This is a genomic window from Pseudomonas sp. MT3 (assembly GCF_054720805.1).
Genome location: NZ_JBTVPY010000010.1, coordinates 1 through 26124, shown reverse-complemented (window position 1 = coordinate 26124; position 26124 = coordinate 1). Strand labels below are relative to the sequence as shown.

Annotated in this window: 31 protein-coding genes and 2 tRNA genes; 26 read left to right on the top strand and 7 right to left on the bottom strand. The window is 62.2% G+C overall.

The window, feature by feature from the left end; all coding sequences use genetic code 11:
• The first annotated feature begins 1 nt into the window (after position 1).
• Positions 2 to 208, top strand: a complete 207-nt coding sequence (locus tag ACYCAX_RS12030) for a SlyX family protein (RefSeq protein ID WP_015478288.1) — start codon at positions 2 to 4, stop codon at positions 206 to 208.
• Between the two features lie 44 nt (positions 209 to 252).
• On the opposite strand, the gene ACYCAX_RS12025 is transcribed toward ACYCAX_RS12030, so the two are convergent.
• Positions 253 to 846: a cold-shock protein gene (locus tag ACYCAX_RS12025; protein WP_460248109.1), complete on the bottom strand. Its 594-nt coding sequence runs from the start codon at positions 844 to 846 to the stop codon at positions 253 to 255.
• Positions 847 to 1057: 211 nt separating this feature from the next.
• Positions 1058 to 1528: a Dps family protein gene (locus ACYCAX_RS12020; protein WP_460248108.1), complete on the bottom strand. Its 471-nt coding sequence runs from the start codon at positions 1526 to 1528 to the stop codon at positions 1058 to 1060.
• A gap of 245 nt (positions 1529 to 1773) precedes the next feature.
• Between ACYCAX_RS12020 and ACYCAX_RS12015 the strand changes: the two genes are divergently transcribed.
• From ACYCAX_RS12015 to nadA, 17 genes are all read left to right on the top strand, one after another.
• Positions 1774 to 2043, top strand: a complete 270-nt coding sequence (locus ACYCAX_RS12015; protein WP_294977538.1) for an FmdB family zinc ribbon protein — start codon at positions 1774 to 1776, stop codon at positions 2041 to 2043.
• Between the two features lie 43 nt (positions 2044 to 2086).
• Positions 2087 to 3865, top strand: a complete 1779-nt coding sequence (gene aspS / locus ACYCAX_RS12010; RefSeq protein WP_460248107.1) for an aspartate--tRNA ligase — start codon at positions 2087 to 2089, stop codon at positions 3863 to 3865.
• Positions 3866 to 3935: 70 nt separating this feature from the next.
• Positions 3936 to 4682: a YebC/PmpR family DNA-binding transcriptional regulator gene (locus ACYCAX_RS12005; protein WP_015478283.1), complete on the top strand. Its 747-nt coding sequence runs from the start codon at positions 3936 to 3938 to the stop codon at positions 4680 to 4682.
• Positions 4683 to 4798: 116 nt separating this feature from the next.
• Positions 4799 to 5323: a crossover junction endodeoxyribonuclease RuvC gene (gene ruvC / locus ACYCAX_RS12000; RefSeq protein ID WP_294977542.1), complete on the top strand. Its 525-nt coding sequence runs from the start codon at positions 4799 to 4801 to the stop codon at positions 5321 to 5323.
• Positions 5324 to 5354: 31 nt separating this feature from the next.
• Positions 5355 to 5960: a Holliday junction branch migration protein RuvA gene (gene ruvA, locus ACYCAX_RS11995; RefSeq protein WP_015478281.1), complete on the top strand. Its 606-nt coding sequence runs from the start codon at positions 5355 to 5357 to the stop codon at positions 5958 to 5960.
• Between the two features lie 12 nt (positions 5961 to 5972).
• Entirely contained in the window at positions 5973 to 7031 is a 1059-nt protein-coding gene (ruvB, locus tag ACYCAX_RS11990) for a Holliday junction branch migration DNA helicase RuvB (protein WP_294977544.1), read from the top strand.
• A 52-nt stretch (positions 7032 to 7083) separates the two neighbouring features.
• A complete protein-coding gene (gene ybgC / locus ACYCAX_RS11985; RefSeq protein WP_294977546.1) occupies positions 7084 to 7530 on the top strand; it encodes a tol-pal system-associated acyl-CoA thioesterase in 447 nt (148 codons plus the stop codon).
• 1 nt (position 7531) lies between these two features.
• Complete coding sequence (gene tolQ, locus ACYCAX_RS11980; protein WP_015478278.1) at positions 7532 to 8227, top strand: protein TolQ; 696 nt, start codon at positions 7532 to 7534, stop codon at positions 8225 to 8227.
• Between the two features lie 24 nt (positions 8228 to 8251).
• Complete coding sequence (gene tolR, locus ACYCAX_RS11975) at positions 8252 to 8716, top strand: protein TolR (RefSeq protein ID WP_015478277.1); 465 nt, start codon at positions 8252 to 8254, stop codon at positions 8714 to 8716.
• Positions 8713 to 9732 carry a cell envelope integrity protein TolA gene (gene tolA, locus ACYCAX_RS11970; RefSeq protein WP_294977549.1) on the top strand — a complete coding sequence of 340 codons (1020 nt, stop codon included), beginning with the start codon at positions 8713 to 8715 and terminating at the stop codon, positions 9730 to 9732. Before tolR ends, tolA begins: the two co-directional genes overlap by 4 nt.
• Positions 9729 to 11027 carry a Tol-Pal system beta propeller repeat protein TolB gene (tolB, locus tag ACYCAX_RS11965; protein WP_460248106.1) on the top strand — a complete coding sequence of 433 codons (1299 nt, stop codon included), beginning with the start codon at positions 9729 to 9731 and terminating at the stop codon, positions 11025 to 11027. The genes tolA and tolB overlap by 4 nt, the downstream gene beginning before the upstream one ends.
• Before the next feature lie 52 nt (positions 11028 to 11079).
• Positions 11080 to 11586 (top strand): peptidoglycan-associated lipoprotein Pal, encoded by a 507-nt coding sequence (gene pal / locus ACYCAX_RS11960; RefSeq protein WP_294977552.1) that lies wholly within the window; start codon positions 11080 to 11082, stop codon positions 11584 to 11586.
• Positions 11587 to 11592: 6 nt separating this feature from the next.
• On the top strand, positions 11593 to 12423 hold the full coding sequence (gene ybgF, locus ACYCAX_RS11955; protein ID WP_015478273.1) for a tol-pal system protein YbgF: 831 nt from the start codon (positions 11593 to 11595) through the stop codon (positions 12421 to 12423).
• 196 nt (positions 12424 to 12619) lie between these two features.
• Positions 12620 to 13267: a 7-carboxy-7-deazaguanine synthase QueE gene (gene queE / locus ACYCAX_RS11950; RefSeq protein ID WP_015478272.1), complete on the top strand. Its 648-nt coding sequence runs from the start codon at positions 12620 to 12622 to the stop codon at positions 13265 to 13267.
• Positions 13268 to 13305: 38 nt separating this feature from the next.
• The gene (gene queC / locus ACYCAX_RS11945; protein WP_294977558.1) at positions 13306 to 13980 is read left to right on the top strand and encodes a 7-cyano-7-deazaguanine synthase QueC; all 675 of its coding nucleotides are present in this window, start codon (positions 13306 to 13308) and stop codon (positions 13978 to 13980) included.
• Between the two features lie 59 nt (positions 13981 to 14039).
• Positions 14040 to 14115: transfer RNA gene (locus ACYCAX_RS11940), tRNA-Lys, on the top strand.
• A gap of 158 nt (positions 14116 to 14273) precedes the next feature.
• A complete protein-coding gene (gene nadA, locus ACYCAX_RS11935) occupies positions 14274 to 15332 on the top strand; it encodes a quinolinate synthase NadA (RefSeq protein ID WP_015478270.1) in 1059 nt (352 codons plus the stop codon).
• Positions 15333 to 15483: 151 nt separating this feature from the next.
• On the opposite strand, the gene ACYCAX_RS11930 is transcribed toward nadA, so the two are convergent.
• Positions 15484 to 16920 carry a M48 family metalloprotease gene (locus ACYCAX_RS11930; RefSeq protein ID WP_460248104.1) on the bottom strand — a complete coding sequence of 479 codons (1437 nt, stop codon included), beginning with the start codon at positions 16918 to 16920 and terminating at the stop codon, positions 15484 to 15486.
• Positions 16921 to 17145: 225 nt separating this feature from the next.
• On the opposite strand from ACYCAX_RS11930, the gene ACYCAX_RS11925 reads away from it, so the two are divergent.
• Positions 17146 to 17397: a sulfurtransferase TusA family protein gene (locus tag ACYCAX_RS11925; RefSeq protein ID WP_015478268.1), complete on the top strand. Its 252-nt coding sequence runs from the start codon at positions 17146 to 17148 to the stop codon at positions 17395 to 17397.
• A gap of 53 nt (positions 17398 to 17450) precedes the next feature.
• Positions 17451 to 18530, top strand: a complete 1080-nt coding sequence (locus ACYCAX_RS11920; RefSeq protein ID WP_015478267.1) for an AI-2E family transporter — start codon at positions 17451 to 17453, stop codon at positions 18528 to 18530.
• Between the two features lie 51 nt (positions 18531 to 18581).
• On the opposite strand, the gene ACYCAX_RS11915 is transcribed toward ACYCAX_RS11920, so the two are convergent.
• Both ACYCAX_RS11915 and ACYCAX_RS11910 read right to left on the bottom strand, forming a co-directional pair.
• Positions 18582 to 19055 (bottom strand): peroxiredoxin, encoded by a 474-nt coding sequence (locus ACYCAX_RS11915; protein ID WP_460248103.1) that lies wholly within the window; start codon positions 19053 to 19055, stop codon positions 18582 to 18584.
• Between the two features lie 12 nt (positions 19056 to 19067).
• A complete protein-coding gene (locus ACYCAX_RS11910; protein ID WP_015478265.1) occupies positions 19068 to 19625 on the bottom strand; it encodes a glycine cleavage system transcriptional repressor in 558 nt (185 codons plus the stop codon).
• Between the two features lie 171 nt (positions 19626 to 19796).
• Between ACYCAX_RS11910 and dapA the strand changes: the two genes are divergently transcribed.
• The 5 genes from dapA to ACYCAX_RS11885 all read left to right on the top strand — a co-directional run bounded on the left by dapA (position 19797) and on the right by ACYCAX_RS11885 (position 23501).
• Entirely contained in the window at positions 19797 to 20675 is an 879-nt protein-coding gene (gene dapA / locus ACYCAX_RS11905) for a 4-hydroxy-tetrahydrodipicolinate synthase (protein WP_294980916.1), read from the top strand.
• 13 nt (positions 20676 to 20688) lie between these two features.
• Positions 20689 to 21879 carry an outer membrane protein assembly factor BamC gene (gene bamC / locus ACYCAX_RS11900; protein WP_015478263.1) on the top strand — a complete coding sequence of 397 codons (1191 nt, stop codon included), beginning with the start codon at positions 20689 to 20691 and terminating at the stop codon, positions 21877 to 21879.
• Positions 21818 to 22576: an MBL fold metallo-hydrolase gene (locus ACYCAX_RS11895; RefSeq protein ID WP_015478262.1), complete on the top strand. Its 759-nt coding sequence runs from the start codon at positions 21818 to 21820 to the stop codon at positions 22574 to 22576. The genes bamC and ACYCAX_RS11895 overlap by 62 nt, the downstream gene beginning before the upstream one ends.
• 29 nt (positions 22577 to 22605) lie before the next feature.
• Entirely contained in the window at positions 22606 to 23316 is a 711-nt protein-coding gene (purC, locus tag ACYCAX_RS11890; RefSeq protein ID WP_015478261.1) for a phosphoribosylaminoimidazolesuccinocarboxamide synthase, read from the top strand.
• 95 nt (positions 23317 to 23411) lie between these two features.
• Positions 23412 to 23501 (top strand) — tRNA-Ser (locus ACYCAX_RS11885).
• Positions 23502 to 23584: 83 nt separating this feature from the next.
• Here ACYCAX_RS11885 and ACYCAX_RS11880 read toward each other — a convergent pair.
• Entirely contained in the window at positions 23585 to 24295 is a 711-nt protein-coding gene (locus ACYCAX_RS11880) for a hypothetical protein (RefSeq protein ID WP_460248101.1), read from the bottom strand.
• Positions 24296 to 24626: 331 nt separating this feature from the next.
• The gene (locus tag ACYCAX_RS11875; protein WP_460248100.1) at positions 24627 to 25190 is read right to left on the bottom strand and encodes a recombinase family protein; all 564 of its coding nucleotides are present in this window, start codon (positions 25188 to 25190) and stop codon (positions 24627 to 24629) included.
• 182 nt (positions 25191 to 25372) lie between these two features.
• Here ACYCAX_RS11875 and ACYCAX_RS11870 point away from each other — a divergent pair, with 182 nt between their 5' ends.
• Positions 25373 to 25780 (top strand): hypothetical protein, encoded by a 408-nt coding sequence (locus ACYCAX_RS11870; protein WP_460248099.1) that lies wholly within the window; start codon positions 25373 to 25375, stop codon positions 25778 to 25780.
• Positions 25781 to 26124 lie beyond the last annotated feature (344 nt).

Genomic DNA, 26124 nt, shown 5'->3' with positions numbered 1-26124 from the left:
GATGGAGCTGGAGGATCGGGTTGCGGACCTGGAGAGCCGGCTGGCGTTCCAGGACGATGCGTTGCAGACCATGAGCGATGTGGTCTACGAGCAGGAACGGGTGATCGAGCGTCTGCGCCTGCAGATGCAGGCGTTGATCAAGCGTCTCGAGGATCTGCAGGGGCAGGTGGGCGTCGCGGACGATGAGGCGCCGCCACCGCACTATTGAGCCCAATAAAAAGCCCGCCAATCGGCGGGCTTTTTATTGGGCGTTCAGCGGCGGTTGGGAAGGGCCGCTATCACGTCCTCGGCCTGCAGTCCCTTGTCGCGCTGGACGACGGAGAACTCCACGCGCTGGCCTTCGATCAGGATGCGGTGGCCTTCGCCGCGGATGGCGCGGAAGTGCACGAAGATGTCCTCCCCGGTGTCGCGGGAGATGAAGCCGAAACCCTTGGAGGTGTTGAACCACTTCACGGTGCCGGTTTCGCGATTTTCGTCGCTGACCGGAACCGTATCGATGGGGCGGGGTTTGTTCAGGTCGGCGGCCCATTGCAGGACGACGGCGGCGGCCAGGCTCAACAGCGGCAGCAGGATGGCCGGCTGATTGCCGATGAACGGCAGCGGGGCAAGCAGGATCAGCACTTGCAGTACGACAGCCAGGACGACCAGGGCGGTCGACAGGCTTTGCAGTGCCGCCGGCTGCTTGAGGTTGCTGCTCGGGGCGAGCAGCAGGCTGGTCAGGCCGAGCAGTGCAAGATAGATGGCATCGCTTTGTTGCAGGTAGGGCAGGGCATCGTTGCGCAAACTGGGAGCGAACGACAGCAGGAGTGCTGCGACGCCCGTCAGGAGATGGACGACTTTCAACATGGCTACGGATTCACCTTGAGCGGGTAACGAAAAAAAGCAGCCGTCCAGCGGAGCGACGCTGAAAAGTGTATGAAAGCGTGCCGGACAGCCTATGCGCGAAGCGCACGGCAGTATTTAACCGCAATCCAGTTGCCTTCTCAAATCAACCGGTTAGGCCATTCGTAGGGGGAGGGGAGCCCGCTCGGTGGTGGGCTCCCTATATAAAGAAGAGTTATTCGGCGAGCAGGCTGCGAAGCATCCAGGCAGTCTTTTCGTGAACCTGCATGCGCTGGGTGAGCAGGTCGGCGGTGGGTTCGTCGTTCACCTTGTCCAGCAGGGGGAAGAGATTGCGGGCGGTGCGGACCACGGCTTCCTGGCCTTGCACCAGTAGGCGGATCATCTCCTGGGCGTCTGGCACGCCTTCCTCTTCCTTGATCGAGGACAGGCGTGAGTAGGCGGCGTAGGTCCCCGGGGCGGGGAAGCCCAGCGCGCGAATGCGCTCGGCGATGCTGTCCACGGCCAGCGCCAGTTCGGTGTATTGCCCCTCGAACATCAGGTGCAGGGTATTGAACATCGGCCCGGTGACGTTCCAGTGGAAGTTGTGGGTCTTCAGGTAAAGGGTATAGGTGTCCGCCAGTAGGCGGGACAGGCCATCGGCGATGGCGGCGCGGTCCTGTTCGGCGATTCCGATGTTGATTTCCATGACGACCTCCTGGGGTGCGGCTTGTCTGTCGGTTCGTATAGTTGTGAGCCAGGCTAGCATCGACGTGTGGGTGGCGCTCTTGGCTTGTGTCAAGGTGATCGATAGGGTGTCTCTATCGATTTTGTGGCGACAAAGCGTGCGTCGCGCGCAGGGGCGGCGGCTGCAAGCCTTGGTTTTTTCAGGCTATAATCCCGCCTTTGCCGCGGGACGCGGGCCCGTGGCAGTGTGATCAGTCAAGGTGCCCCATGCCGATTTACGAGTACCAGTGCCAGTCCTGCGCGCATCAGCTGGAATCGCTGCAGAAGATCAGCGATGCGCCGTTGGTCGATTGTCCGGCCTGCAAGGCTCCCGAGTTGAAGAAGATGTTGTCGGCTCCGGGCTTCCGCCTGGGTGGCAGCGGTTGGTACGAGACTGACTTCAAGACCGGAGCGAAGAAGAATCTTGCCTCCGGCGATGTTCCAGCGGCCTGTCCGGCCACCGGTTGCGGTGGTGGCGGCTGCTCCGCCAGCGAATGAGCGGTTCCCTAGAATTCAAGACTTTCGAGAAGCGAAACACACCATGATGCGCAGCCACTATTGCGGCCAGTTGAACGAGAGCCTGGACGGCCAGGTAGTCACTCTTTGCGGTTGGGTACACCGTCGCCGCGACCACGGCGGGGTGATCTTCCTCGACGTGCGTGACCGTGAAGGTCTGGCCCAGGTGGTGTTCGATCCGGATCGCGTCGAGACCTTCGCCAAGGCCGACCGCGTGCGCAGCGAATACGTGGTGAAGATCACCGGCAAGGTGCGCCTGCGCCCCGAAGGCGCGCGCAATTCGAACATGGCTTCCGGCGCCATCGAAGTGCTGGGTCACGAGCTGGAGGTGCTGAACCAGGCCGAAACCCCACCGTTCCCGCTGGACGAGTACTCCGACGTGGGCGAGGAAACCCGCCTGCGCTACCGCTTCATCGACCTGCGTCGCCCGGAGATGGCCGCCAAGCTGAAGCTGCGCGCACGCATCACCAGCAGCATCCGCCGCTACCTGGACGACAACGGCTTCCTCGATGTGGAAACCCCGATCCTCGGTCGTCCGACTCCGGAAGGCGCGCGTGACTACCTGGTGCCGAGCCGCACCTACCCGGGTCACTTCTTCGCCCTGCCGCAATCGCCCCAGCTGTTCAAGCAACTGCTGATGGTCGCCGGCTTCGACCGCTACTACCAGATCGCCAAGTGCTTCCGCGACGAAGACCTGCGTGCCGACCGCCAGCCGGAATTCACCCAGATCGACATCGAGACCAGCTTCCTCGAGGAAAGCGACATCATCGAGATCACCGAGAAGATGGTGCGCCAGCTGTTCAAGGAAGTGCTCAACGTCGAGTTCGACGAGTTCCCGCACATGCCGTTCGAAGAGGCCATGCGCCGCTACGGTTCGGACAAGCCTGACCTGCGCATTCCGCTGGAACTGGTCGATGTGGCCGACCAGCTCAAGGATGTCGAGTTCAAGGTGTTCTCCGGTCCCGCCAACGATCCCAGGGGCCGCGTTGCCGCCCTGCGCGTTCCGGGTGGTGCGAGCATGCCGCGCAAGCAGATCGACGACTACACCAAGTTCGTCGGCATCTACGGCGCCAAGGGCCTGGCCTACATCAAGGTCAACGAACGCGCCAAGGGCGTGGAAGGCCTGCAGTCGCCGATCGTGAAGAACATCGCCGAGCCGAACCTGAACGTGATCCTGGATCGCGTCGGCGCGGTCGATGGCGACATCGTGTTCTTCGGTGCCGACAAGGCCAAGATCGTCTGCGACGCCCTCGGCGCGTTGCGCATCAAGGTCGGCCATGACCTCAACCTGCTCACCAAGGAGTGGGCGCCGATGTGGGTCGTGGACTTCCCGATGTTCGAAGAGAACGATGACGGCAGCCTGACTTCCCTGCACCACCCGTTCACCGCGCCCAAGTGCACCCCGGAAGAGCTCGAGGCCAATCCGGCCGACAAGCTGTCCCGCGCCTACGACATGGTGCTCAACGGCACCGAGCTGGGCGGCGGCTCCATTCGTATCCACGACAAGGCCATGCAGCAGGCGGTGTTCCGCGTGCTGGGCATCGACGATGCGGAGCAGGAAGAGAAGTTCGGCTTCCTCCTCGATGCCCTCAAGTACGGCGCACCGCCGCACGGTGGCCTGGCCTTCGGCCTGGACCGCCTGGTGATGCTGATGACCGGCGCGGCTTCGATCCGCGAAGTCATCGCCTTCCCGAAAACCCAGAGTGCCGGCGATGTCATGACCCAGGCCCCGGGCACCGTGGATGGCAAGGCGCTGCGCGAGCTGCACATCCGTCTGCGCGAGCAGCAGAAGGCCGCCGAGTAAGTCGATTCAGATGGCAAGGGTGCCCGGACTCGGGCGCTGAATGCGAAACACTAGCGATACGGAGTGAGTTATGGCTGGTCATTCCAAATGGGCCAACATCAAGCACCGCAAGGAACGTCAGGACGCCAAGAAGGGCAAGATCTTCACCAAGCTCATTCGTGAGCTGACCGTCGCTGCCAAGCAGGGCGGCGGGATCCCGGCGGACAACCCGCGTCTGCGCCTGGCCGTGGACAAGGCGCTGACCGCCAACATGACCCGCGACACCATCGACCGCGCCATCCAGCGCGGCGTGGGCTCCAGCGAAGCGGACAACATGGCCGAGCTGACCTACGAGGGTTACGCGCCCAGTGGCGTGGCGATCATCGTCGAAGCGATGACCGACAACCGCAACCGCACCGCGGCCGAAGTGCGTCATGCCTTCAGCAAGTGCGGCGGCAACCTGGGCACCGATGGTTCGGTGGCCTACATGTTCGAGCGCAAGGGCCAGATCAGCTATGCGCCGGGAGTGAACGAAGAAGCCCTGATGGACGCCGCGCTGGAAGCCGGTGCCGACGACGTGGTGGTCAACGACGATGGTTCCATCGACGTCTTCACCAGCTTCGCCGACTTCATCTCGGTCAACGAAGCGCTGACCGAAGCCGGTTTCAAGGGCGAGGAAGCGGAGGTCGCCATGATCCCGTCGACCACCGCGACCCTGGATCTGGACACCGCGCAGAAGGTCCTCAAGCTGATCGACATGCTCGAAGACCTGGACGACGTGCAGAACGTCTACTCCAATGCGGATATCCCGGACGAGGTGATGGCCCAGCTGGGCTGATCCCTCCACCGGCGCTGGTCTGAAGCCGGAAGCGGGAGCGGTCGTCAGCGGCGCCTCCCGCTTCCGGTTTTTGTTATCTGAAGTACAGGTTACCGACAAGGTGTGATCGGACGGACATGACCCTGATTCTCGGCATCGACCCAGGCTCACGGATTACCGGCTTCGGCGTGGTGCGCGACACCGGCCGCGGCTGCGAGTACGTAGCGTCGGGCTGCATCCGTACCGGCAATGGCGAACTGTTCGAGCGCCTGCAGATCGTCTTTCGTGGCGTGCGTGAGGTCATCCAGACCTACCGGCCGAGCATGATGGGCATCGAGCAGGTGTTCATGGCGCGCAACGCCGATTCGGCGTTGAAGCTGGGGCAGGCGCGGGGCGCGGCCATCGTCGCGGCGGCGGAAGAAGGCTTGCAGATCGCCGAGTACACGGCGAGCCAGGTCAAGCAGGCGATTGCCGGCACCGGTGGTGCGGACAAGCAGCAGGTGCAGATGATGGTCATGCACCTGCTCAAGCTGACGCAGAAGCCGCAGATCGACGCCTCCGACGCCCTGGCCATCGCCCTGTGCCACGCGCACACCCGGCAGAGCCTGGTGCCGCATGGGCTGGTGGGTACCCGTCGACGTGGCGGCCGGCTGCGCCTGTGACCTCGAATCTAGCAATTAAGGACGCTTACCTGTGATTGGACGCCTGCGTGGCACCCTGGCGGAAAAACAGCCGCCGCACCTGATCCTCGATGTAAACGGGGTGGGTTACGAACTCGAAGTGCCGATGACCACGCTCTACCGTCTGCCCGGTGTCGGCGAGCCGGTGACATTGCATACGCATCTGGTGGTGCGGGAAGACGCCCACCTGCTCTACGGCTTCGCCGAGAAGCGCGAGCGCGAGCTGTTCCGCGAGCTGATCCGTCTCAATGGGGTGGGGCCGAAACTTGCGCTTGCACTGATGTCGGGTCTGGAAGTCGATGAGCTGGTACGCTGCGTCCAGGCGCAGGATACTTCCACCCTGGTGAAGATTCCCGGAGTGGGGAAGAAGACTGCCGAGCGTCTGCTGGTCGAACTCAAGGATCGCTTCAAGGCCTGGGAAAATATTCCCTCGATCGCGCCTCTGGTGGTGGAACCCATGCGGGTCGCCGCAGTCTCAAGCGCCGAGTCCGATGCAGTCAGTGCCCTGATCGCGTTGGGCTTCAAGCCGCAGGAGGCGAGCCGTGCCGTGGCCGCCGTGCAGGAGGAAGGTCTGTCCAGCGAAGAACTCATCCGCCGCTCGTTGAAAGGCATGGTCTAGGTGTAAATATCGATGATCGAAGCTGATCGCCTGATTTCCTCTGCGTCTGGCCGCGACCGCGAAGAGCAGTTCGACCGTGCCATCCGCCCATCAAAGCTGGCCGATTACATCGGCCAGCCGGTGGTGCGCGAGCAGATGGAACTGTTCATCCAGGCGGCCAGGGGGCGCAACGAAGCGCTCGATCACACGCTGATCTTCGGTCCGCCGGGCCTGGGCAAGACCACGCTGGCGAACATCATCGCCCAGGAAATGGGCGTGTCGCTCAAGAGCACATCCGGCCCGGTGCTGGAGCGCCCCGGTGATCTGGCGGCGTTGCTGACCAACCTCGAACCCAACGATGTGCTGTTCGTCGACGAGATCCACCGGCTGTCGCCCATCGTCGAGGAAGTGCTGTACCCGGCGATGGAAGACTTCCAACTGGACATCATGATCGGCGAGGGGCCTGCGGCCCGTTCGATCAAGCTGGACCTGCCGCCGTTCACCCTGGTGGGTGCGACGACTCGCGCCGGGATGCTGACCAATCCGCTGCGTGATCGCTTCGGCATCGTCCAGCGTCTGGAGTTCTACGGGGTGGATGACCTGTCCATCATCGTCAGCCGTTCCGCTGGCATCCTCGGGCTGGAGATCGAGCCGGCGGGCGCCTACGAGATCGCCCGGCGGGCACGGGGAACGCCGCGGATCGCCAACCGCCTGCTGCGGCGCGTGCGGGACTTCGCCGAAGTGCGCGGCACTGGCCATATCAGCAGCGACATCGCCGACAAGGCGCTGAACCTGCTGGACGTTGACGAGCGTGGCTTCGATCATCAGGATCGCCGCCTGCTACTGACCATGATCGACAAGTTCGACGGCGGGCCGGTGGGTATCGACAACCTGGCCGCCGCGATCAGCGAAGAGCGGCACACGATCGAGGATGTGCTGGAACCGTATCTGATCCAGCAGGGCTATATCATGCGCACGCCGCGGGGACGGGTCGTCACCCGGCATGCGTATCTGCATTTCGGCCTGAACGTGCCGAAGCGGATGGGGGAGGGGACGACGTCGGATCTGTTCGTCCCTGAAGATGGTAATTAATTGCATTTGTAGACGATTGCCGATTGGCAAAGTCTCTACTTGGTTCTAGAGTATGCGCGCGCAACACGGGGGTCGGCCGTTCCAGCAGCGGTATCGGGTCTATTACGAGGACACCGATGCCGGCGGCATCGTCTACTACGTCAACTACCTCAAGTTCATGGAGCGGGCTCGTACCGAGCGGCTGCGTGATCTGGGCTTTGCCCAGTCGCAGCTGGCGGGAGAGAACCTGCTTTTCGTCGTTCATTCGGCCGAGGCGCGCTACCACGCGCCGGCCCGCCTGGATGACGAGCTGCTCGTCAGCGCCGAGGTGGAGGAGTTGAACCGCGCGAGCCTGAAGTTTCGTCAACAGGTTCGGCGGGCGTCGGATTCGACCTTGCTCTGCGAGGGGCGATTCCTGGTGGCGTGCGTGCGGGCGGATACCCTGAAGCCCCGCGCTATCCCAGATGTGTTGCGTGCGGCATTTGCCGGCAGTCCGGACACCCTTTCAGCAGGAGATTAACGTGGAACCGAACGTCGTCGACCATACTTCGATGTGGAGCTTGATCAGTAACGCCAGCATCGTGGTACAGCTGGTGATGCTGACCCTGGTGGCCGCCTCGGTCACTTCGTGGATCATGATTTTCCAGCGCAGCAACATGATGCGCTCGGCGAAGAAGGCCCTGGAAACCTTCGAGGAGCGCTTCTGGTCGGGTATCGACCTGTCCAAGCTTTATCGCCAGGCCGGCAGCAACCCGGACCCGGATTCGGGCGTCGAGCAGATCTTCCGTGCCGGCTTCAAGGAGTTTTCCCGTCTGCGCCAGCAGGCCGGCGTCGATCCGGATGCGGTGATGGAAGGTGTGTCCCGCGCCATGCGCGTCGCCATCTCCCGTGAGGAAGAGAAGCTGGAAACCAGCTTGCCGTTCCTCGCCACCGTTGGTTCCACCAGTCCGTACATCGGTCTGTTCGGCACCGTGTGGGGCATCATGAACTCCTTCCGTGGCCTGGCCACCGTGCAGCAGGCCACCCTCGCCACCGTGGCGCCGGGCATCGCCGAAGCGCTGATCGCCACCGCCATCGGCCTGTTCGCCGCGATCCCCGCGGTCATCGCCTACAACCGCTTCGCCGCACGCTCGGAAACCCTGATCGGCCGTTACTACACCTTCGCCGACGAGTTCCAGGCCATCCTGCACCGCAAAGTGCACACCAGCGACGATTGAAGACGACGTAAGAGGTAAGCCGATATGGCAAGGGTTCGTCACAAGCGCAAGCCGGTCGCCGAAATGAACGTGGTGCCCTACATCGACGTGATGTTGGTGCTGCTGGTGATTTTCATGGTGACCGCGCCGATGCTCAACCAGGGGGTCAAGGTCGACCTGCCCAAGGTTTCCAGTGAGGCGCTGCCGCAGGACAACGATTCGCGCGTCCTCACCATCTCCATCAAGGCCGACAAGACCTACTACTGGAACATGGGTTCCGAGGTCGATCCGGACCAGGGCAAGGGCAGCCAGACTGCCGTGGACCTCGATCAACTGGTCAACGCTGCTTCCGGCATCATGGCCGAGAACAGCCGCCAGGGTAAGAAGGTCCAGGTCTTCGTCCGGGGTGACAAGGCCGTCGACTACGGTTCGGTCATGGCCGTCATGGGCGGCCTGCAGAAAGCCGGTGTCGGCAACGTCGGTCTGATCACCGAGGCGCCGGGGACTTGATGCACCAGCTCGAGCGCTCTCCTTCGGAAAGCTACTTCTGGCCGGTCGTACTGGCCGTAGCTCTGCACGCCCTGATCTTCGCCATGCTCTTCGTCAGCTGGGCCATGACGCCTGAACTGCCGCCTTCGCGGCCGGTCGTCCAAGCCACCCTGTACCAGCTGAAATCCAAGAGCCAGGCGACCCAGCAGACCAACCAGAAGATTGCCGGCGAAGCCAAGAAAACGTCGTCGCGGCAATACGAGCAGGAGCAGCTCGAGCAGAAGAAAGCCGAGCAGCAGGCCATCGCTGCTGCCAAGGCCGAGGAACAAAAGAAGGCCGATGCGGCTCAAAAGGCGGCCGAAGCCAAGAAAGAGGCTGATGCCAAGAAGGCCGCCGATGCCGCCGCGGCCAAGAAAGAGGCCGAGGCGAAGGCTGCCCAGCAGAAGCAGCAGGCAGACATCGCCAAGAAGAAGGCCGAGGAAGAGGCCAAGAAGCAAGCCGCCGATGAGGCCAAGAAGAAGGCGGCCGAAGAGGCCAAGAAGAAGGCTGCCGCGGACGCGAAGAAGAAAGCGGCTGCCGATGAGGCCAAGAAGAAGGCTGCGGTGGAGGCTGCCAAGAAGAAGGCGGCTGCGGCCGCGGCCCGCAAGGCGCAGGAAGACAAGAAGGCTCAGGCACTGGCCGAGCTGCTGTCGGACGATACTCAGCGACAACAGGCTTTGGCTGACGAGCGAGGCAACGAAGTAGCTGGTAGCCTCGACGACCTGATCGTCAAGCTGGTGAGCGAGCAGTGGAACCGCCCGCCATCGGCGCGTAACGGAATGAGCGTAGAGGTGCTGATCCAGATGTTGCCGGACGGTACCATCACCAACGCCAGCGTGACCCGCTCGAGCGGCGACAAGCCGTTCGATGCTTCCGCGGTGGCAGCGGTGCGTAACGTCGGCCGGGTTCCCGAGATGCAACAACTGGATCGTGCGACCTTTGACCAGCTCTACCGTCAGCGCCGCATCGTCTTCAAACCGGAGGATTTAAGTCTGTGAGTACCCTGATTCGCTTCGCGCTGTTCGCCCTGGCCCTGGTGGCCGGCGTGGCGCAGGCCGCCGACCCGCTGGTGATTTCCAGCGGTCGCGACTCGGCCGTCCCGATTGCCGTGGTTCCGTTCGGCTGGCAGGGCGGCAACGTGTTACCCGAGGACATGTCGAACATCATCGGCAACGACCTGCGCAACTCCGGTTACTTCGAGCCGATCCCGCGGCAGAACATGATCAGCCAGCCGGCCCAGGCCAGCGAAGTGATCTATCGCGACTGGCAGGCGCTCGGCGCCCAGTACGTGCTGATCGGCAACATCGTGCCGGCCGGTGGTCGTCTGCAGATCCAGTACGGCCTGTTCAACGTGGCGACCCAGCAGCAGGTCATGACCGGCAGCGTGGGCGGCACCACCGAGCAACTGCGCGACATGTCGCACTATATTGCCGACCAGTCGTTCGAGAAGCTCACCGGCATTAAGGGCGCGTTTTCCACCAAGCTGCTCTACGTCACCGCCGAGCGCTTCTCCGTGGACAACACCCGTTACACCCTGCAACGCTCCGACTATGACGGCGCTCGCCCGGTGACCCTGCTGCAGTCCCGCGAGCCGATCCTGTCGCCGCGTTTCTCGCCCGATGGCCGCCGCATCGCCTATGTTTCCTTCGAGCAGAAGCGTCCGCGCATCTTCATGCAGTACGTCGACACCGGTCGCCGCGAGCAGATCTCCAACTTCGAGGGTCTCAACGGCGCCCCGGCCTTCTCGCCGGATGGCAACCGCCTGGCTTTCGTGCTGTCGCGTGACGGCAACCCGGAGATCTATGTGATGGACCTGGGCAGCCGCCAGCTGCGTCGCCTGACCAACAACCAGGCGATCGACACCGAGCCATTCTGGGGCGCCGATGGTTCGACCCTGTACTTCACTTCGGATCGTGGCGGCAAGCCGCAGATCTACAAGATGAACGTCAACTCGGGCGCCACCGACCGCGTAACTTTCATTGGCAACTACAACGCCAACCCGAAACTTTCCGCAGATGAGAAAACCCTGGTAATGGTTCACCGTCAGGACGGTTTCACCAACTTCCAGATCGCGGCCCAGGACCTTCAGCGCGGCAATCTGCGCGTGCTTTCGAATACCACGCTGGACGACTCGCCCACTGTTGCGCCCAATGGCACGATGCTAATATACGCCACCCGCCAGCAGGACCGGGGCGTGCTGATGCTCGTAAGCATCAACGGACGTGTTCGGTTACCTATACCTACCGCTCAAGGCGACGTGCGCGAACCATCCTGGTCCCCTTACCTGAACTGACGGTTGCCAACTGTTTCAAACTTATACACTGGGGTTCATTAGGAGTTACATGATGGAAATGCTGAAATTCGGCAAATTTGCCGCGCTTGCTCTGGCCATGGCCGTTGCCGTTGGCTGTTCCTCCAAGGGCGGTGACGCTTCCGGCGAAGGCGCCAATGACGGCCTTGACCCGAACGCTGGCTACGGCGCAAACAGCGGTGCCGTTGACGGCTCCCTGAGCGACGAAGCCGCTCTGCGCGCTATCACCACCTTCTACTTCGAGTACGACAGCTCCGACCTGAAGCCGGAAGCCATGCGTGCCCTGGACGTACACGCCAAGGACCTGAAAGGTTCCGGCCAGCGCGTAGTCCTGGAAGGTCACACTGACGAGCGCGGTACCCGCGAGTACAACATGGCTCTGGGCGAGCGTCGTGCCAAGGCCGTCCAGCGCTACCTGGTACTGCAGGGCGTTTCCCCGGCTCAGCTGGAGCTGGTTTCCTATGGGAAAGAGCGTCCGGTTGCCACTGGCCACGACGAGCAGTCCTGGGCCCAGAACCGTCGCGTTGAGCTGAAGAAGTAAGACGTGATGCCGATGCGCCTGCGTTTTCTGACCTTGATCGCATGCGGCCTGCCCCTGATGGCGGCGGCCGCGGTTCCGGTACAGGACGGCAATGGTGGCGGTTACGCCAACACGCCGCCCTCGGGTTATGGCACCGCAGGCGCTGAGGGCGCCTATGCCGGAGGCGGGATGACGACTCAGCCCGTCTCCGGACAGGCTCAGCTGTTCATGCAGCTGCAGCAGATGCAGGACGAAATGTCCCGTCTGCGCGGCATGCTCGAAGAGCAGCAGAACCAGATCCAACAGATGAAGCAGGAAAACCTGGAACGCTACCAGGATCTCGACGGCCGTATCTCGGGTGGTGCGGGTGCCGGTGCTGCTCAACAGAACTCCCCCGCTGCCGGCGCCAGTGCCGGAGCTGCCGCAGGTGCCGGCGCAGCCGCCGCACAGCAACCCGCCGCCAGTAGCGAGCCGGGTGATCCGGCAAAAGAAAAGCTCTACTACGATGCCGCCTTCGACCTGATCAAGGCCAAGGACTTCGACAAGGCCAGCCAGGCCTTTGGCGCCTTCCTGCGCAAGTACCCCAACAGCCAGTATGCCGGTAACGCGCAGTACTGGCTTGGCGAGGTGAACCTCGCCAAGGGTGACCTGCAGAGCGCCGGCCAGGCCTTTGCCCGCGTCAGCCAGGCCTATCCGAGCAGCGCCAAGGTGCCGGACTCGCTGTACAAGCTGGCCGACGTCGAGCGTCGCCTGGGCAATACCGACAAGGCACGTGGCATCCTGCAGCAGGTTATCTCCCAGTATCCGGGTAGTTCCGCAGCGCAACTGTCCCAGCGTGACCTGAAGAACCTCAAGTAAGGCTCGCTCCCTCAGTCCGAAAACCCGCGCTCGTCGCGGGTTTTTTCGTTAGAATCCCCGCCCTTCGGGACGTGTCAGTGGCTTCAGCTCGGCTGATGTCTGCGGCCCCCGTGTATGCCGAGTGCGCCGTGTCGCACTCCTGACTCCAACGCAACGGAGGCGGATGGCCTGTATCGCCGTCACGCCCGTGGCTGATATGCAACAGACCCTGCGAATCACCGAGATTTTCTACTCGTTGCAGGGGGAAACGCGCACCGCCGGCTTGCCGACGGTGTTCGTGCGGCTGACCGGCTGTCCCCTGCGCTGCCAGTACTGCGATACCGCCTATGCCTTCAGTGGTGGCGAAATCCAGTCCCTCGACGCCGTCCTCGAGCGCGTCGCCGCTTACAAGCCACGCTATGTCTGTGTCACCGGTGGCGAGCCGCTGGCCCAGCCCAACTGCATCCCGCTGCTGCGGCGTCTCTGCGATGCCGGCTACGACGTGTCGCTGGAAACCAGTGGTGCGTTGGACATCTCCGCCACCGACCGCCGCGTCAGCCGTGTGCTGGACCTGAAGACGCCGGGCTCCGGCGAAGCGTCGCGCAATCGCTACGAGAACATCGGAGAGCTGACGCCCAACGATCAGGTGAAGTTCGTCATCTGCTCGCGCGGGGACTACGACTGGGCAGTTTCCAAACTCATCGAATACCGCCTGGAGCAGCGTGCCGGCGAGGTGCTGTTCTCGCCCAGTCATCGCCAGGTGGACGCCCGTGCGCTGGCCGACTGGATTGTCAGTGACAACCTGCCGGTACGCCTGCAACTGCAACTGCACAAGATTCTCTGGAATGACGAGCCGGGCCACTGAGCACGGAGGAGACCCTGTTTATGTCCAATCAGAAAGTCATGAATGACAAGAAGGCCGTGATCCTGCTCTCTGGCGGCCTGGACTCCGCGACCGTGGTCGCCCTGGCCAGGGCCGAGGGCTATGACTGCTACACCATGAGCTTCGACTACGGCCAGCGCCACCGTGCCGAGTTGCAGGCGGCCGAGCGTGTGGCGAGCCAATTGGGTGTCATCGAACACAAGGTGATCGGCCTGGACCTGAACGGCATCGGTGGCTCGGCCCTGACCGACAGCAGCATCGATGTGCCCGAAGCGCCGAGCGAGGGCATTCCGGTGACCTATGTGCCGGCGCGCAATACCGTGTTCCTTTCCCTCGCTCTCGGCTGGGCCGAGGTGTTGGGCGCGCGGGACATCTTCATTGGCGTGAATGCGGTGGACTACTCTGGCTACCCGGATTGCCGTCCGGAGTTCGTCGAGGCCTTCGAGCGCATGGCCAACCTGGCTACCAAGGCCGGTGTGGAAGGTGAGGGCTTCCGCATTCAGGCGCCGCTGCAGTTCCTCTCCAAGGCGCAGATCGTCCAGGCCGGCATTGCCCAGGGCGTGGACTACAGCCTTACGGTTTCCTGCTATCAGGCGGACGATGACGGGCGCGCGTGCGGCAAGTGCGACAGTTGCAGGCTGCGTGCTGACGGCTTTCGCGCAGCCGGGATTGAAGACCCGACGCGATATTTCTGAAAAAAGTTTTTAAGGGGTGTTGTTTTTGCGTTAGAAATCAGTATTATACGCACCACGTCGGGTCGTTAGCTCAGTCGGTAGAGCAGTTGGCTTTTAACCAATTGGTCGTAGGTTCGAATCCTACACGACCCACCAACAAATCCTGCGAAAGCCCCGTGATCGAAAGGTCACGGGGTTTTTGCTATGCGCCGGGAAAAGTCCGTCGTGCGGCAGCCGACAGCGCGTCGCCAGAAGGACGGTGGTGATAAAATCGTCGGCATAATCAGAACCGCGCCTGTAGAGGTTTCCACACGATGTCCCAGATTTCCGAACGCCTGTTGGTTCAGGCTCACCTGGCTGCCAAGCAGCCGCGGGTGCTGAGTGCACAGGAAGAGGCCGATTACCGCGCGGCCATCGCTGCCGAGCTCAAGGCGCAGAACGCCGTGCTGGTCGCGCATTACTACTGTGACCCGGTGATCCAGGCGCTGGCCGAGGAAACCGGCGGTTGCGTTTCCGATTCGCTGGAAATGGCCCGCTTCGGCAACCAGCACCCGGCACAGACCGTGGTGGTTGCCGGCGTTCGCTTCATGGGCGAGACCGCCAAGATCCTCAACCCGGAAAAGCGCGTGCTGATGCCGACCCTGGAGGCAACCTGTTCGCTGGATCTCGGCTGTCCGGTGGATGAGTTCTCGGCGTTCTGCGACCAGCACCCGGAGCGCACCGTGGTGGTCTACGCGAACACCTCGGCGGCGGTGAAAGCGCGGGCGGACTGGGTGGTGACCTCCAGTTGCGCGGTGGAGATCGTCGAGCACCTGATGGATAACGGCGAGCCGATCCTCTGGGCGCCGGACCAGCATCTGGGTCGCTACATCCAGCGCGAGACCGGTGCCGACATGCTGCTCTGGGATGGCGCCTGCATTGTCCACGAGGAATTCAAGGCCAAGCAGCTGGAGGACCTCAAGGCGGTCTACCCGGACGCGGCGATCCTGGTGCACCCGGAGTCGCCCGAGGCGGTGGTCGAGCTGGCCGATGCGGTGGGCTCCACCAGCCAACTGATCAAGGCCGCGCAGACGATGCCGAACAAGCGCTTCATCGTCGCTACCGACCGCGGCATCTTCTACAAGATGCAGCAGCTGTGCCCGGACAAGGAGTTCATCGAAGCGCCCACCGCCGGCAATGGCGCGGCCTGCCGCAGCTGCGCGCACTGCCCGTGGATGGCGATGAACACCCTGGAGCGCACCTTGACGTGCCTGAAGGAGGGGAGTGGCGAGATCTTCGTCGATCCGGCGCTGATTCCCAAGGCCATCAAGCCGCTCAAGCGCATGCTCGACTTCACCCAGGCCGCCAGGCTGAGGGTGGCGGGCAACGCCTGATCTATTGCCCTACAGCGAAAAAGGCCCGGCATAACGCCGGGCCTTTCCGTTTCTACCAAGGTGATTTTCGTAGGAGCGAGCTTGCTCACGAAGCTGAACGGCTCCCGTGCTGCCCGCTGAGCCGTTCGCGAGCAAGCTCGCTCCTGCGGGTTCAGCGGCCCATCATCTCCTTCAGCAGACGTTCCTGTTCGCGGAACTCCTGCTGGCGCGCATCCAGGCGCGCGGCCAGGGTGAAGTTGCCGCCGGCACGCCGCTTGGCGAAGTCCAGTTGCTCGATGGCCTGCTTGTAGTCGCCGGTGAGGGCGTAGAACTCGGCGCGTGCCTGGTACACGCCGATGGCGTTGCCGCTGAGGGTGCAGGCGTCGGCCAGGCGACTCCAGACGTCCGGGTCCAGCGGCCGCTTCTGGGACAGCTTGAACAGGGTCTTCTCGGCATCGGCGGCGCGGTTGCTCTTCAGCATCAGATCGGCCTGGGCCTGGATCAGCGGATAGCTCTGCGGGAACTGGCTGAGCAGGCGCTGCACCCGCGCCTGGGCATCGGGGAGCTTGTTGGCGGTGATGTCCAGATCGACCAGGGCCAGGTTGTAGCTGATGTCGTTGGGCGCCTTGGCCAGTAGTTGCTGGAGGCCGCCGCGGGCCTCGTTCAACTGGCCGATGCGGATCTGCGAGAGCGCCAGGCCGTAGCGGGCTGCATCGTTCTTCGGGTCGTCGTCCAGCACCGCGCGGAAACGCTTGCCGGCCATGCCGGGGGTTTCCTCGAACATCAGCTGGACGCGGGCGCGCATCAGCTCGTAGCGCAGAGTGTCTTCCTTGCCGCCCTTGGGGAACTGCTCGGCGCGGTTGCGGGTGTCGGCGATACGCGATTCGGTCACCGGGTGGGTCAGCAGGAACTCCGGCGGCTTGCCCTCGTAGCGGTACTGGCGAGCGAGGCGCTCGAACATGTTGGGCATGGAGCGCGGGTCGTAGCCGGCGCGAACCATAGTGGTGACGCCAACGCGGTCGGCTTCCTGTTCGTTCTGCCGGGAGAAGCGCAGTTGGTTCTGGATGGCTGCCGCCTGGGTCGAGGCGATGGCGGCGATGCCGGCATCGCCGGCACCGGCTGCGGCGGCGACGATACCAGCCAGCATGGCGGCCATCACCGGAATCTGCATGCGTTGCTGCGCTTCGATGCCGCGGGCGAAGTGGCGTTGGCTCAGGTGGCCGAGTTCGTGCGCCAGTACGGCGATGTATTCGCCTTCGCTCTGGGCGTAGAGGAACAGGCCGCCGTTGACGCCCACCACGCCTCCGGGAGCGGCGAAGGCGTTGATCTGCTTGTCGCGGATCAGGATGAACGCCAGGCGATGGTCCTGCAGCTCGCTGGACTCGGCCAGGCGGTAGACGGTGGACTCGACGTAATCCTTCAGTTGCGGGTCGTTGAGCGAATCGACCTGGCTGCGCAGCATGCTCAACCAGGCGCGGCCGAGCTGGAACTCCTGTTCCGGGGATACGATGGACGAGCTGGCGTCGCCCAGGGATGGCAGGTCGTCCGACATCGCGGGCGCCGCGAGGGCGCAGGCGATGGTGAGCAAGGCTGGGCGCAGTACTTTCATGTACAAGAAGCTCGTTCCGAGAAAGGCTCTACTTTAGCTGTACGTTATTGCCAATGCCTAGGTCGCACGGCGCGACTGCGGTGCAAATCGCAGTCGGTATTTCCGGGCTGCCTGGGTTTCGAGCCGCGAAGCTGATGGTGTCGTTCGGGCGGCGGGTGTCGCGGAGCCTGGTTACTTTTCCAATGCTTTCGGTATTCTTGAGAGCCCTTCCCGGAGTTCGTTTCGATGTCTGATTCCACGCCGCTCATCCCCGCCTGTGACGCGGAGCTGGATGCCAGCGGTCTTAATTGTCCGCTTCCCCTGCTCAAAGCCAAGCTCGAGCTGAACCGTCTGCCCAGCGGCGCGGTGCTCAAGGTGATCGCCACCGATGCCGGGTCGCAGCGGGATTTCCGCGCCTTCGCCGAGCTTGCCGGTCACTCGCTGCTGCATGAAGAGGTCGAAGCCGGCGTCTATCGCTACTGGCTGCGCAAGAAGTAGCCCTCATGTCCGGGTAACCGGGACGTTACCCCCTTCGTTTTGCAGGTCTGTTCATGCTCAAGGTTTTGCAGGACTGGATGCAGCGCTATTTCTCCGACGAGGAGGCGATAGTGCTGGCGGTCATTCTGGTGCTGGGTTTCAGCGTCATCCTGGCGTTCGGCGGCATGCTCGCGCCGGTGCTGGCCGCAATGGTGATCGCCTTCCTGATCCAGGGCATGGTGGGCGTTCTGGAGCGCCTGCGCCTGCCGCACCTGTTCGCGGTCTGGCTGGTCTATTCGCTCTTCCTTGGCCTGCTCGCGGTGTTCCTGCTGGTGCTGGTGCCGCTGGTCTGGAAGCAGCTGTTCACGCTGCTCAATGAATTGCCGCGGATGCTCGGCGACTGGCAGGCCACGCTGCTGATGCTGCCCGAGCGCTACCCGGACATGGTTACCGAGGAGCAGGTCCTGCACACCGTCGAGGCGGCGCGCAGCGAGCTGGGCCAGCTGGGCCAATGGGCGCTGACGTTCTCGCTGTCCGGGCTGCCGGTGCTGGTCAATATCATGATCTACCTGGTGCTGGTGCCGATCCTGGTGTTCTTCTTCCTCAAGGACCGCCGCCGCTTCTACCACTGGTTCCGCCGCTACCTGCCGCGCGAGCGGGGGCTGATGAAGCAGGTGTGGAACGAGATGAACCAGCAGATCGCCAACTACATCCGTGGCAAGGTCGTCGAGATCTTCATCACCGGCGTGACAACCTACATCGCCTTTGCGGTGCTGGGGCTGAACTATGCCGCGCTGCTCGCCTTGCTGGTCGGCCTGTCGGTGGTGGTGCCTTATATCGGCGCGGTAGTGGTGACGGTGCCGGTGGCGCTGATCGCGCTGTTCCAGTGGGGCTGGAGCGACCAGTTCATCTACCTGATGGCCGCCCATGCGATCATCCAGGCGCTGGATGGCAACGTACTGGTGCCGCTGCTGTTCTCCGAAGCGGTCAACCTGCACCCGGTGGCGATCATCTGCGCCGTGCTGCTGTTCGGTGGCCTGTGGGGCTTCTGGGGCGTGTTCTTCGCCATTCCGCTGGCGACCCTGGTGAAAGCCGTGCTGGATGCCTGGCCCCGGCAGCCGGAGCCGGAACGGCAAGTCAGTCCGCTGATGTGATGGAGCGAAAAAGCCCGGCACAGGCCGGGCTTTTTCATATGGCTCGGTAACTCAGCCCTTGTTCAGCGCCTGGGCGGCGGCGAGCACGGCATCGACGTGGCCCGGCACCTTCACGCCTCGCCATTCCTGGCGCAGCACGCCCTTGGCGTCGATCAGGAAGGTGCTGCGGTCCACCCCCATGTATTCCTTGCCGTAGAGCTTCTTCAGCTTGATCACGTCGAACAGCTGACAGACGGCTTCATCCTTGTCGCTGATCAGCTCGAAGGGGAAGCACTGCTTGGCCTTGAAGTTCTCATGGGACTTGATGCCATCGCGGGACACCCCGAAAACGACGGTGTTGGCCGCGGCGAAGTCCTCGATCTTGTCGCGGAAGCCCTGGCCTTCGGTGGTGCAGCCGGGTGTGCTGTCCTTGGGATAGAAGTACAGCACGACCTGCTTGCCCTTGAGTTCCGACAGACGGAAGGCGACACCGCTGGTGGCCGAGGCCTGGAAGTCGGCGACGGCTTTGTTCAGTTCAACGGCCATGAGGCTCTCTCCTTAGGGATGCTGCGGGCGCCAGGGCTCGATCAGCGCGTCCAGGTTTAGGGCGTCGGCGAAGTCCAGGAACTGGTCGCGCAGCCAACTGATCTGGGTGCCGGCCGGCAGGGTCACGGTGATGGTGGCGTTGAGCATGCTGGTGTTGGTGTGCGGCGCCTGGTAGGTGTCGCAGGTGAGGTTCTCCAGCTCGATGTGGTGATCGATGAAGAACTGGCACAGCTCGTTGAGGATGTCCGGACGATAGACCGCGCTGACGTAGGCCACGTAAGGCAGCGCCTGGGCGCGGGTGACGTGGGCGTTGCTGCGGGTGACGCTGAGGGTGAAGCCGTGGCGTTTGGCCAGGGGCGGCAGGCCGCCCTCCAGACGAGCCAGGGCATCCCAGCTGCCGGAGACCTGCAGGATCAGCGCGCTGAACTCGCCGTGGCGGGTCAGGCGGCTGCTGACCACCGAGCAACGGTTGTCGACGCAGGTGCGGCACAGCACGCTGGTCAACTCCATCGGGTTCGGACCAAGAGCACTGATCAGAAGGAATTGTTCACGAGGGTGGGAGGTGGACATGCAGCTTTCCTGGGAGTGGCGGCCAAGCGGGCCGCATCGACAAAGGGGGAAGGGTAGCGAAAAGCGCCGATGAGGGGAATGTCTGTGCGTTCGCGGACGCTGCTGTCACCTTGTGCGTGGCCGGTGGCGACAGTACCATTACGGCTTTCTTTTTCCGGCAGGAGCGGTTGCATGATTGCGGGCAGTATGGTGGCGCTGGTCACCCCCTTCGATGCTCAGGGTCGACTGGACTGGGACAGCCTCGCGAAGCTGGTGGACTTCCACCTGCAGGAAGGCACCAACGCCATCGTCGCGGTCGGCACCACGGGTGAATCGGCCACTCTGGACGTGAGCGAACACCTGGAAGTGATCCGTCGCGTGGTCGACCAGGTCAACGGCCGCATCCCGGTCATCGCCGGCACCGGTGCCAACTCCACCCGCGAGGCTGTCGAGCTGACCGAAGCCGCGAAGACCGGCGGTGCCGACGCTTGCCTGCTGGTGACCCCGTACTACAACAAGCCGACCCAGGAAGGCCTGTACCAGCACTTCCGCCACATCGCCGAAGCCGTGGCCATCCCGCAGATTCTCTACAACGTGCCCGGCCGTACCTCCTGCGACATGCTGCCGGAGACCGTCGAGCGCCTGTCCAAGGTGGCGAACATCATCGGCATCAAGGAAGCCACCGGCGACCTGCAGCGCGGCAAGGAAGTGCTGGACCGCGTCGGCAAGGACTTCCTGGTCTATTCCGGCGACGACGCCACCGCTGTCGAGCTGATGCTGATGGGCGGCAAGGGCAACATTTCTGTGACCGCCAACGTCGCCCCGCGCGCCATGAGCAACCTGTGCGCCGCCGCCATGCGTGGCGATGCCGGCGAAGCCCGCGCCATCAACGACCGCCTGATGCCGCTGCACAAGGCCCTGTTCATCGAATCCAACCCGATTCCGGTGAAGTTCGCCCTGCACGAAATGGGGTTGATCCCCGAAGGTATCCGCCTGCCCCTGACCTGGCTCAGCCCGCGTTGCCACGAACCGCTGCGTCAGGCCATGCGCCAGACCGGCGTGCTGGCTTAAGGAGCTCTCTCGCATGAAGCGACTGGCAGGACTGACTGCGCTCGCCCTGGTCATCGGCAACACCTCCGGCTGCGGCTGGCTGTGGGGGCCGGATGGCTATTTCCGTGACCGTGGCGACGACTACCTCAATGCCCGCGAAACGGCGCCGATGAAGGTGCCCGAAGGCCTGCAGAGCAAGCCTCTCGACCCACTGCTGCCGGTGCCCCTGAACGTCGCCGACACCCATGCGAAAGAGGGCGAGTTCGAAGTGCCGCGCCCGCAGCCGCTGGCCAGTTCCGGCGAAGTCAGCGACTTCAGCCTGCAGAAGAGCGGCGATTCGCGCTGGCTGATCGCCCAGCGTCCGCCGGCCGAAGTGTGGCCGGTGGCCCATCAGTTCTTCCAGGACAACGGCTTCTCCATTGCCGACGAACGCCCGCAGACCGGGGAGTTCAGCACCAACTGGCAGCCGCTCTCGCAGCTCTCCGCGCCCCTGGCGCGCCGCCTGAGTAGCCGCGTCTCCGGCGTCGAGCCCGACAGCGAAGCGCGCGTGCGCGTGCGCATCGAGCCGGGCGTGGAAACCAACACCAGCGAAGTCTACGTGCTGAGCGAAACCCGCCCTGCCGGCAGCACTGCCAGCGCCGACTGGCCGTCCAAACCGGTCGTGCCGAGCCTCGACGCCGCGCTGCTCGATGAAATGCTGGCCAACATGGCCACCAGCGCCGAGAAGGGCGGCTCCGTCTCCCTGCTCGCCGCGCACTCGGCCTACGACACGCCCGGCACCGCCGAGCTGAGCAAGGACGGTAGCGGCAACCCGGTGCTCACCGTGGATTCCGACTTCGATCGCACCTGGGTCAGCGTTGGCCGCGCACTGGATCGCGCCGACATCCGCGTCGACGACCTCAACCGCAGCCTGGGCGTGTACTACGTCAACATCGCAGAAGGCGCGAAGAAGAAGGACGAAGACAAGCCAGGCTTCTTCAGCCGCCTGTTCGGCGGTGGCGAGAAGACCAAGGAAGAGGAAGACGCCAAGGCGCAGCGCTACCAGGTTCGCCTGACCAGCGTGAACAACACGGTGCAGATCACCGTCGACAAAGACATCAACACCTCCGCGCCGGCTGATGTCGCGCAGGGCGTGCTGGAAAAACTCCAGGAGAGTATGCGCAGTGCACTTCGCGGTCCTGGGGAGCGGAAGCCGGGGCAATTCGGCCTTGGTGAGCAGTTCTGACACCCGGATACTGATCGATTGCGGCTTCCCGCTGCGTGAAACCATCCGCCGTCTGGCGCGCCTGGGCGTAGAGCCCGGGCAACTGGACGCGGTACTGGTCACGCACGAGCACTCCGATCACATCAACGGCGTCGAACTGCTGGCCCGGCACCATCGAATACCCGTGTACCTCAGCGCCGGCACCCTGCAGGGAATGCGCAAGCCGGTGACACCGGCGGGGCTGCTCAGATGCGGCGACCGCCTGGTACTGAAAGACCTGGAAGTCACTGCGGTGAGCGTCTCCCACGATGCGCGGGAGCCCCTGCAGTACGTGTTTTCCGATGGCCGGAAGCGCTTTGGCCAGCTCACCGATCTGGGGGCCGCCACGGCGCAGGTGCTGGAGTGCTATCGTGGCCTCGATGCCTTGGTTATCGAGGCGAATCACGATACCGACATGCTGGCCCGCGGTCCGTATCCCTACCCACTCAAGGTCCGTGTAGGCGGCCAGTGGGGGCATTTGAACAACCGGCAGGCCGCCGAACTGGTGGCCCAACTGGGCTGGGAAAGCCTGCAGCACCTGGTGCTGGCGCATCTCAGCGAAAAGAACAACTCGCCGCAGCTGGCCCGGCAAAGCTTCGTCGACACCCTAGGGTGCGACCCGGACTGGCTGCAGGTAGCCGATCAGCATTCTGGACTCGACTGGCGCACCATCGCCTGAGCCCACCCCTTAAGCAAGCGGAGCCCATCATGGAAAAACGCGAAGAACTCTATCGCGGCAAGGCCAAGTCGGTTTACACCACCGATGACGCCGACCGCCTCGTCCTGCTGTTCCGCAACGACACCTCGGCGTTCGACGGCAAGCGCATCGAACAGCTCGATCGCAAAGGCATGGTGAACAACAAGTTCAACGCCTTCATCATGCAGAAGCTCGAAGCCGCCGGCATCCCGACCCAGTTCGACGCCCTGCTGTCGGACAACGAAGTGCTGGTCAAGAAGCTCGCCATGATCCCGGTCGAGTGCGTCGTGCGCAACTACGCCGCCGGCAGCCTGGTGCGCCGCCTGGGCGTGGAGGAGGGCCTGCAGCTCACTCCGCCGACCTTCGAACTGTTCCTGAAGAACGACGCCCTGGGCGACCCGTTCATCAACGAATCCCACGTCCAGGCCTTCGGCTGGGCGACCCTGGAGCAACTGGCCGAAATGAAGGCCTACTCCTTCAAGGTCAACGAAGTGCTGAACAAGCTGTTCGACGACGCCGGTCTGCTGCTGGTGGACTTCAAGCTCGAGTTCGGCCTGTTCCACGGCAAGATCGTCCTGGGCGACGAGTTCAGCCCGGACGGTTGCCGCCTGTGGGACAAGGAAACCCGCAAGAAGATGGACAAGGACCGCTTCCGCCAGGGGCTGGGCGATGTCATCGAGGCCTACGAAGAAGTGGCCCGCCGCCTCGGCGTCCCGCTCTGATCCGCCGAGCGCACGCAAGCGCCTGATACCACGCAAAAAAATCCGAAAACAAAGCTTCGCGTTCGGACTTCAAGCTGGTATCATGCGCGCCGCACGGAGAGATGCCGGAGTGGTCGAACGGGACGGATTCGAAATCCGTTGAGTCAGCAATGGCTCCTAGGGTTCAAATCCCTATCTCTCCGCCATTCAAAAGAAAGCCCCGCAAATCAATGGTTTGCGGGGTTTTTTCTTTTTCAGTTGTACTACTCAGTTGTACTACTCAGTTGTACTACTCAGTTGTACTACTCAATCCCTCCAGATTCGGTGGGGTTTCTCCAAGGTAGAGACGATTAAGCAGTACGCCGCAGGCTCGCAGCGAATTCTGAAGCTCCACCGTTCCCTCAAGCGCCTCTCGAACCCAGCAGGCCGGGTAGTCTTTCTCCTTGTGCCTAAAGCCCTCGACCTTGCCGCCCCTGTTGTCGTCTATGAATGAAATTGACGGATTGTGAACGATCAGTCGATGGTGCTTGACCATGTTCATGAAGGCGTGTGTGTATCCAAACCATTCTGACGCGAGGGCTTCATTCAAACGATCTTTAAGCTCTCCAGTCGGAAGGGCGTCTTTGACGTTGTGGATGTAGAAAATGCCTGTTAGCGGCACGGGCACCACAAGACCATTCAGCAGTTGTCCAAAGCTGTCGTACGAATTGCGAGTAATTGCTATGCAGGCGATCAGGTTGGCCTCGCTGATTAAGCCAGCTTCATGGATAACACCGTCATCGTCATCAAATCCAAATATTCGCTCGGAAAATTTTATTCCGTGAGGATCGTTTTCAGCGTTGAATGCGGTGAAGGCATCGCGAGCGAGGCGCTTGTGGTAAGTGAAAATTTCGCTTGAGCGGCCAAGGGAGTTGATGATCTGAACAAGTCTTTTGCTTGTCTCGGGCTGGCGAATCCTAATCTGTGCCCTCAACGCTCCCAGATTCCATGCGTCAGTCATATTCGCTTCCTTTTGCGTGGTAGTGATTCAGTTTAGGCTGAGTTGCTGCCCGGTAAGCGATCTCTAGATCGGTCCCTGCGTTTCGAATATCTTGGCTCTTCCGCAGGCGCGAATACTGGTGCCCCAGCTAATGCTGACGTTTACCGGGGGCGCGTAATCTTCGTCCTGCTGGTCGTGGTATTCCTGTATTTCTATCTGCGATGAACTCGGCTGGCTGTTTTCTGGGCTGATCTACATCCGAGGCGCTTAGCCATGTGCGACCAGGGCCAACCTGAAGCTGAATGATTCGAAAATAACTCTGTACGCTACCAGAGAGACCCTACAAGGGCAGTTACTGGGTCCAGCGACGTTTGACAGTGGCGAGGCTGATGCCGAGCTTGTTGGCGACCTGGGACTGGCTTAGACCTTGAGCCTTAAGTGTTTGTACTTCCTCAGCGGAAGCCGCAGCAGGGCGACCGAGGGCTTTGCCTTCTGCCTTTGCGCGTTGGAGCCCAGATTGCGTGCGTTCGATTAGCAGATCACGCTCAAATTCAGCTACTGCGGACAGCACTTGCATGGTCATCTTGCCTGCCGCACTGGTGAGGTCGACGCCGCCTAATGCGAGACAGTGAACACGGATACCACGGCTGGCCAGCAGTTCCACAGTGGAGCGCACATCCATCGCATTACGGCCCAAGCGATCTAGCTTGGTGACCAGCAGTACATCTCCAGCTTCCATGCGTTCTAGGAGCTTCTGGAAGCCTTGCCGCTCACTTGCTGCAATGGAGCCAGATACCGTTTCAGTGATCACTCGCTGGGGGAGCACATCGAATCCTGTCGCCTTCACTTCAAGCACCTGGTTGTCAGTGGTCTGGTCACTGGTGCTGACTCGGGCATACAAGAAGGTGCGGCTCATCAGTGGTACTCATTTGGTGTCAGTAAGGTAGTGTCATTATTGTCTTTGGTGTCAGAAGTGTAAAGGCTATTTTTTGATCCCTACTTCAAGAGGGGTAGGTTCTGGTGTCAGAACCGGTCGTTTATGACGCTGATTGACCTGCTACGCTCTGGCAGACGTCAGTAACCAAAAGAGAGGCTGGCATGGATTCCAAGATTCTCATCGGGGTTTTGGGTGGTGGATTTATTGGTTCCTTTTTTGGTGTTGCAGGTCTGGGTGGCGCTGTTTCTGGAATGATTCCCGGCGCCATTATTGGTGCGCTTGTAGTTGACTGGCTTCGGGCGAGGTCACAATTGCCGCAGTTGGAGGATGTGCATCACGAGGAGATTGAGCCAGAGGAGGTTGATCAAGACCCAGATGGTTACTCTGAATGGCTGGTTAAATTCAAGCATGCTGCAATACGCCAGAATCCTGACTTGGCGAATGAGAAAAACTATATGTTTGATTTGCCTAAGAATCGAAAGAATATAAAAGATATATACAAAAGTGGGATGGGAGCGGAGTCTCACGGGTTCTTTTTCGGAAACCACACTAAGGGTGAAGAGGACTAAGAGCTAGGTGTGCTTCTTACGCTCATTCACCTTGATGGCGTCTCACGGCTTCATCACCACGGGAAGCCTGAGTCTTGTTGTGGTCGATTCATGGAAACCAGTTTTCGAGGTGGGAGAGAGTGTTCTGCTTAGCCTTTCAAGGCTGGAAGCCTGATGAGATGGGTGGTCCATCGCTTGAGCACTGCTGTACCGATGAGCATGCAGGATGGTTCAGGCCGGGTTTCTGGATGGTTTCAGCAGGTTTGGAAGTCGCACCGATGAGGGATGCGCGAGATAACTGGGGATGACCTCGTTGAGGAGTAAGCGAACGGGCATTACACGTTGCCAGCGGATACCCAGTTGTG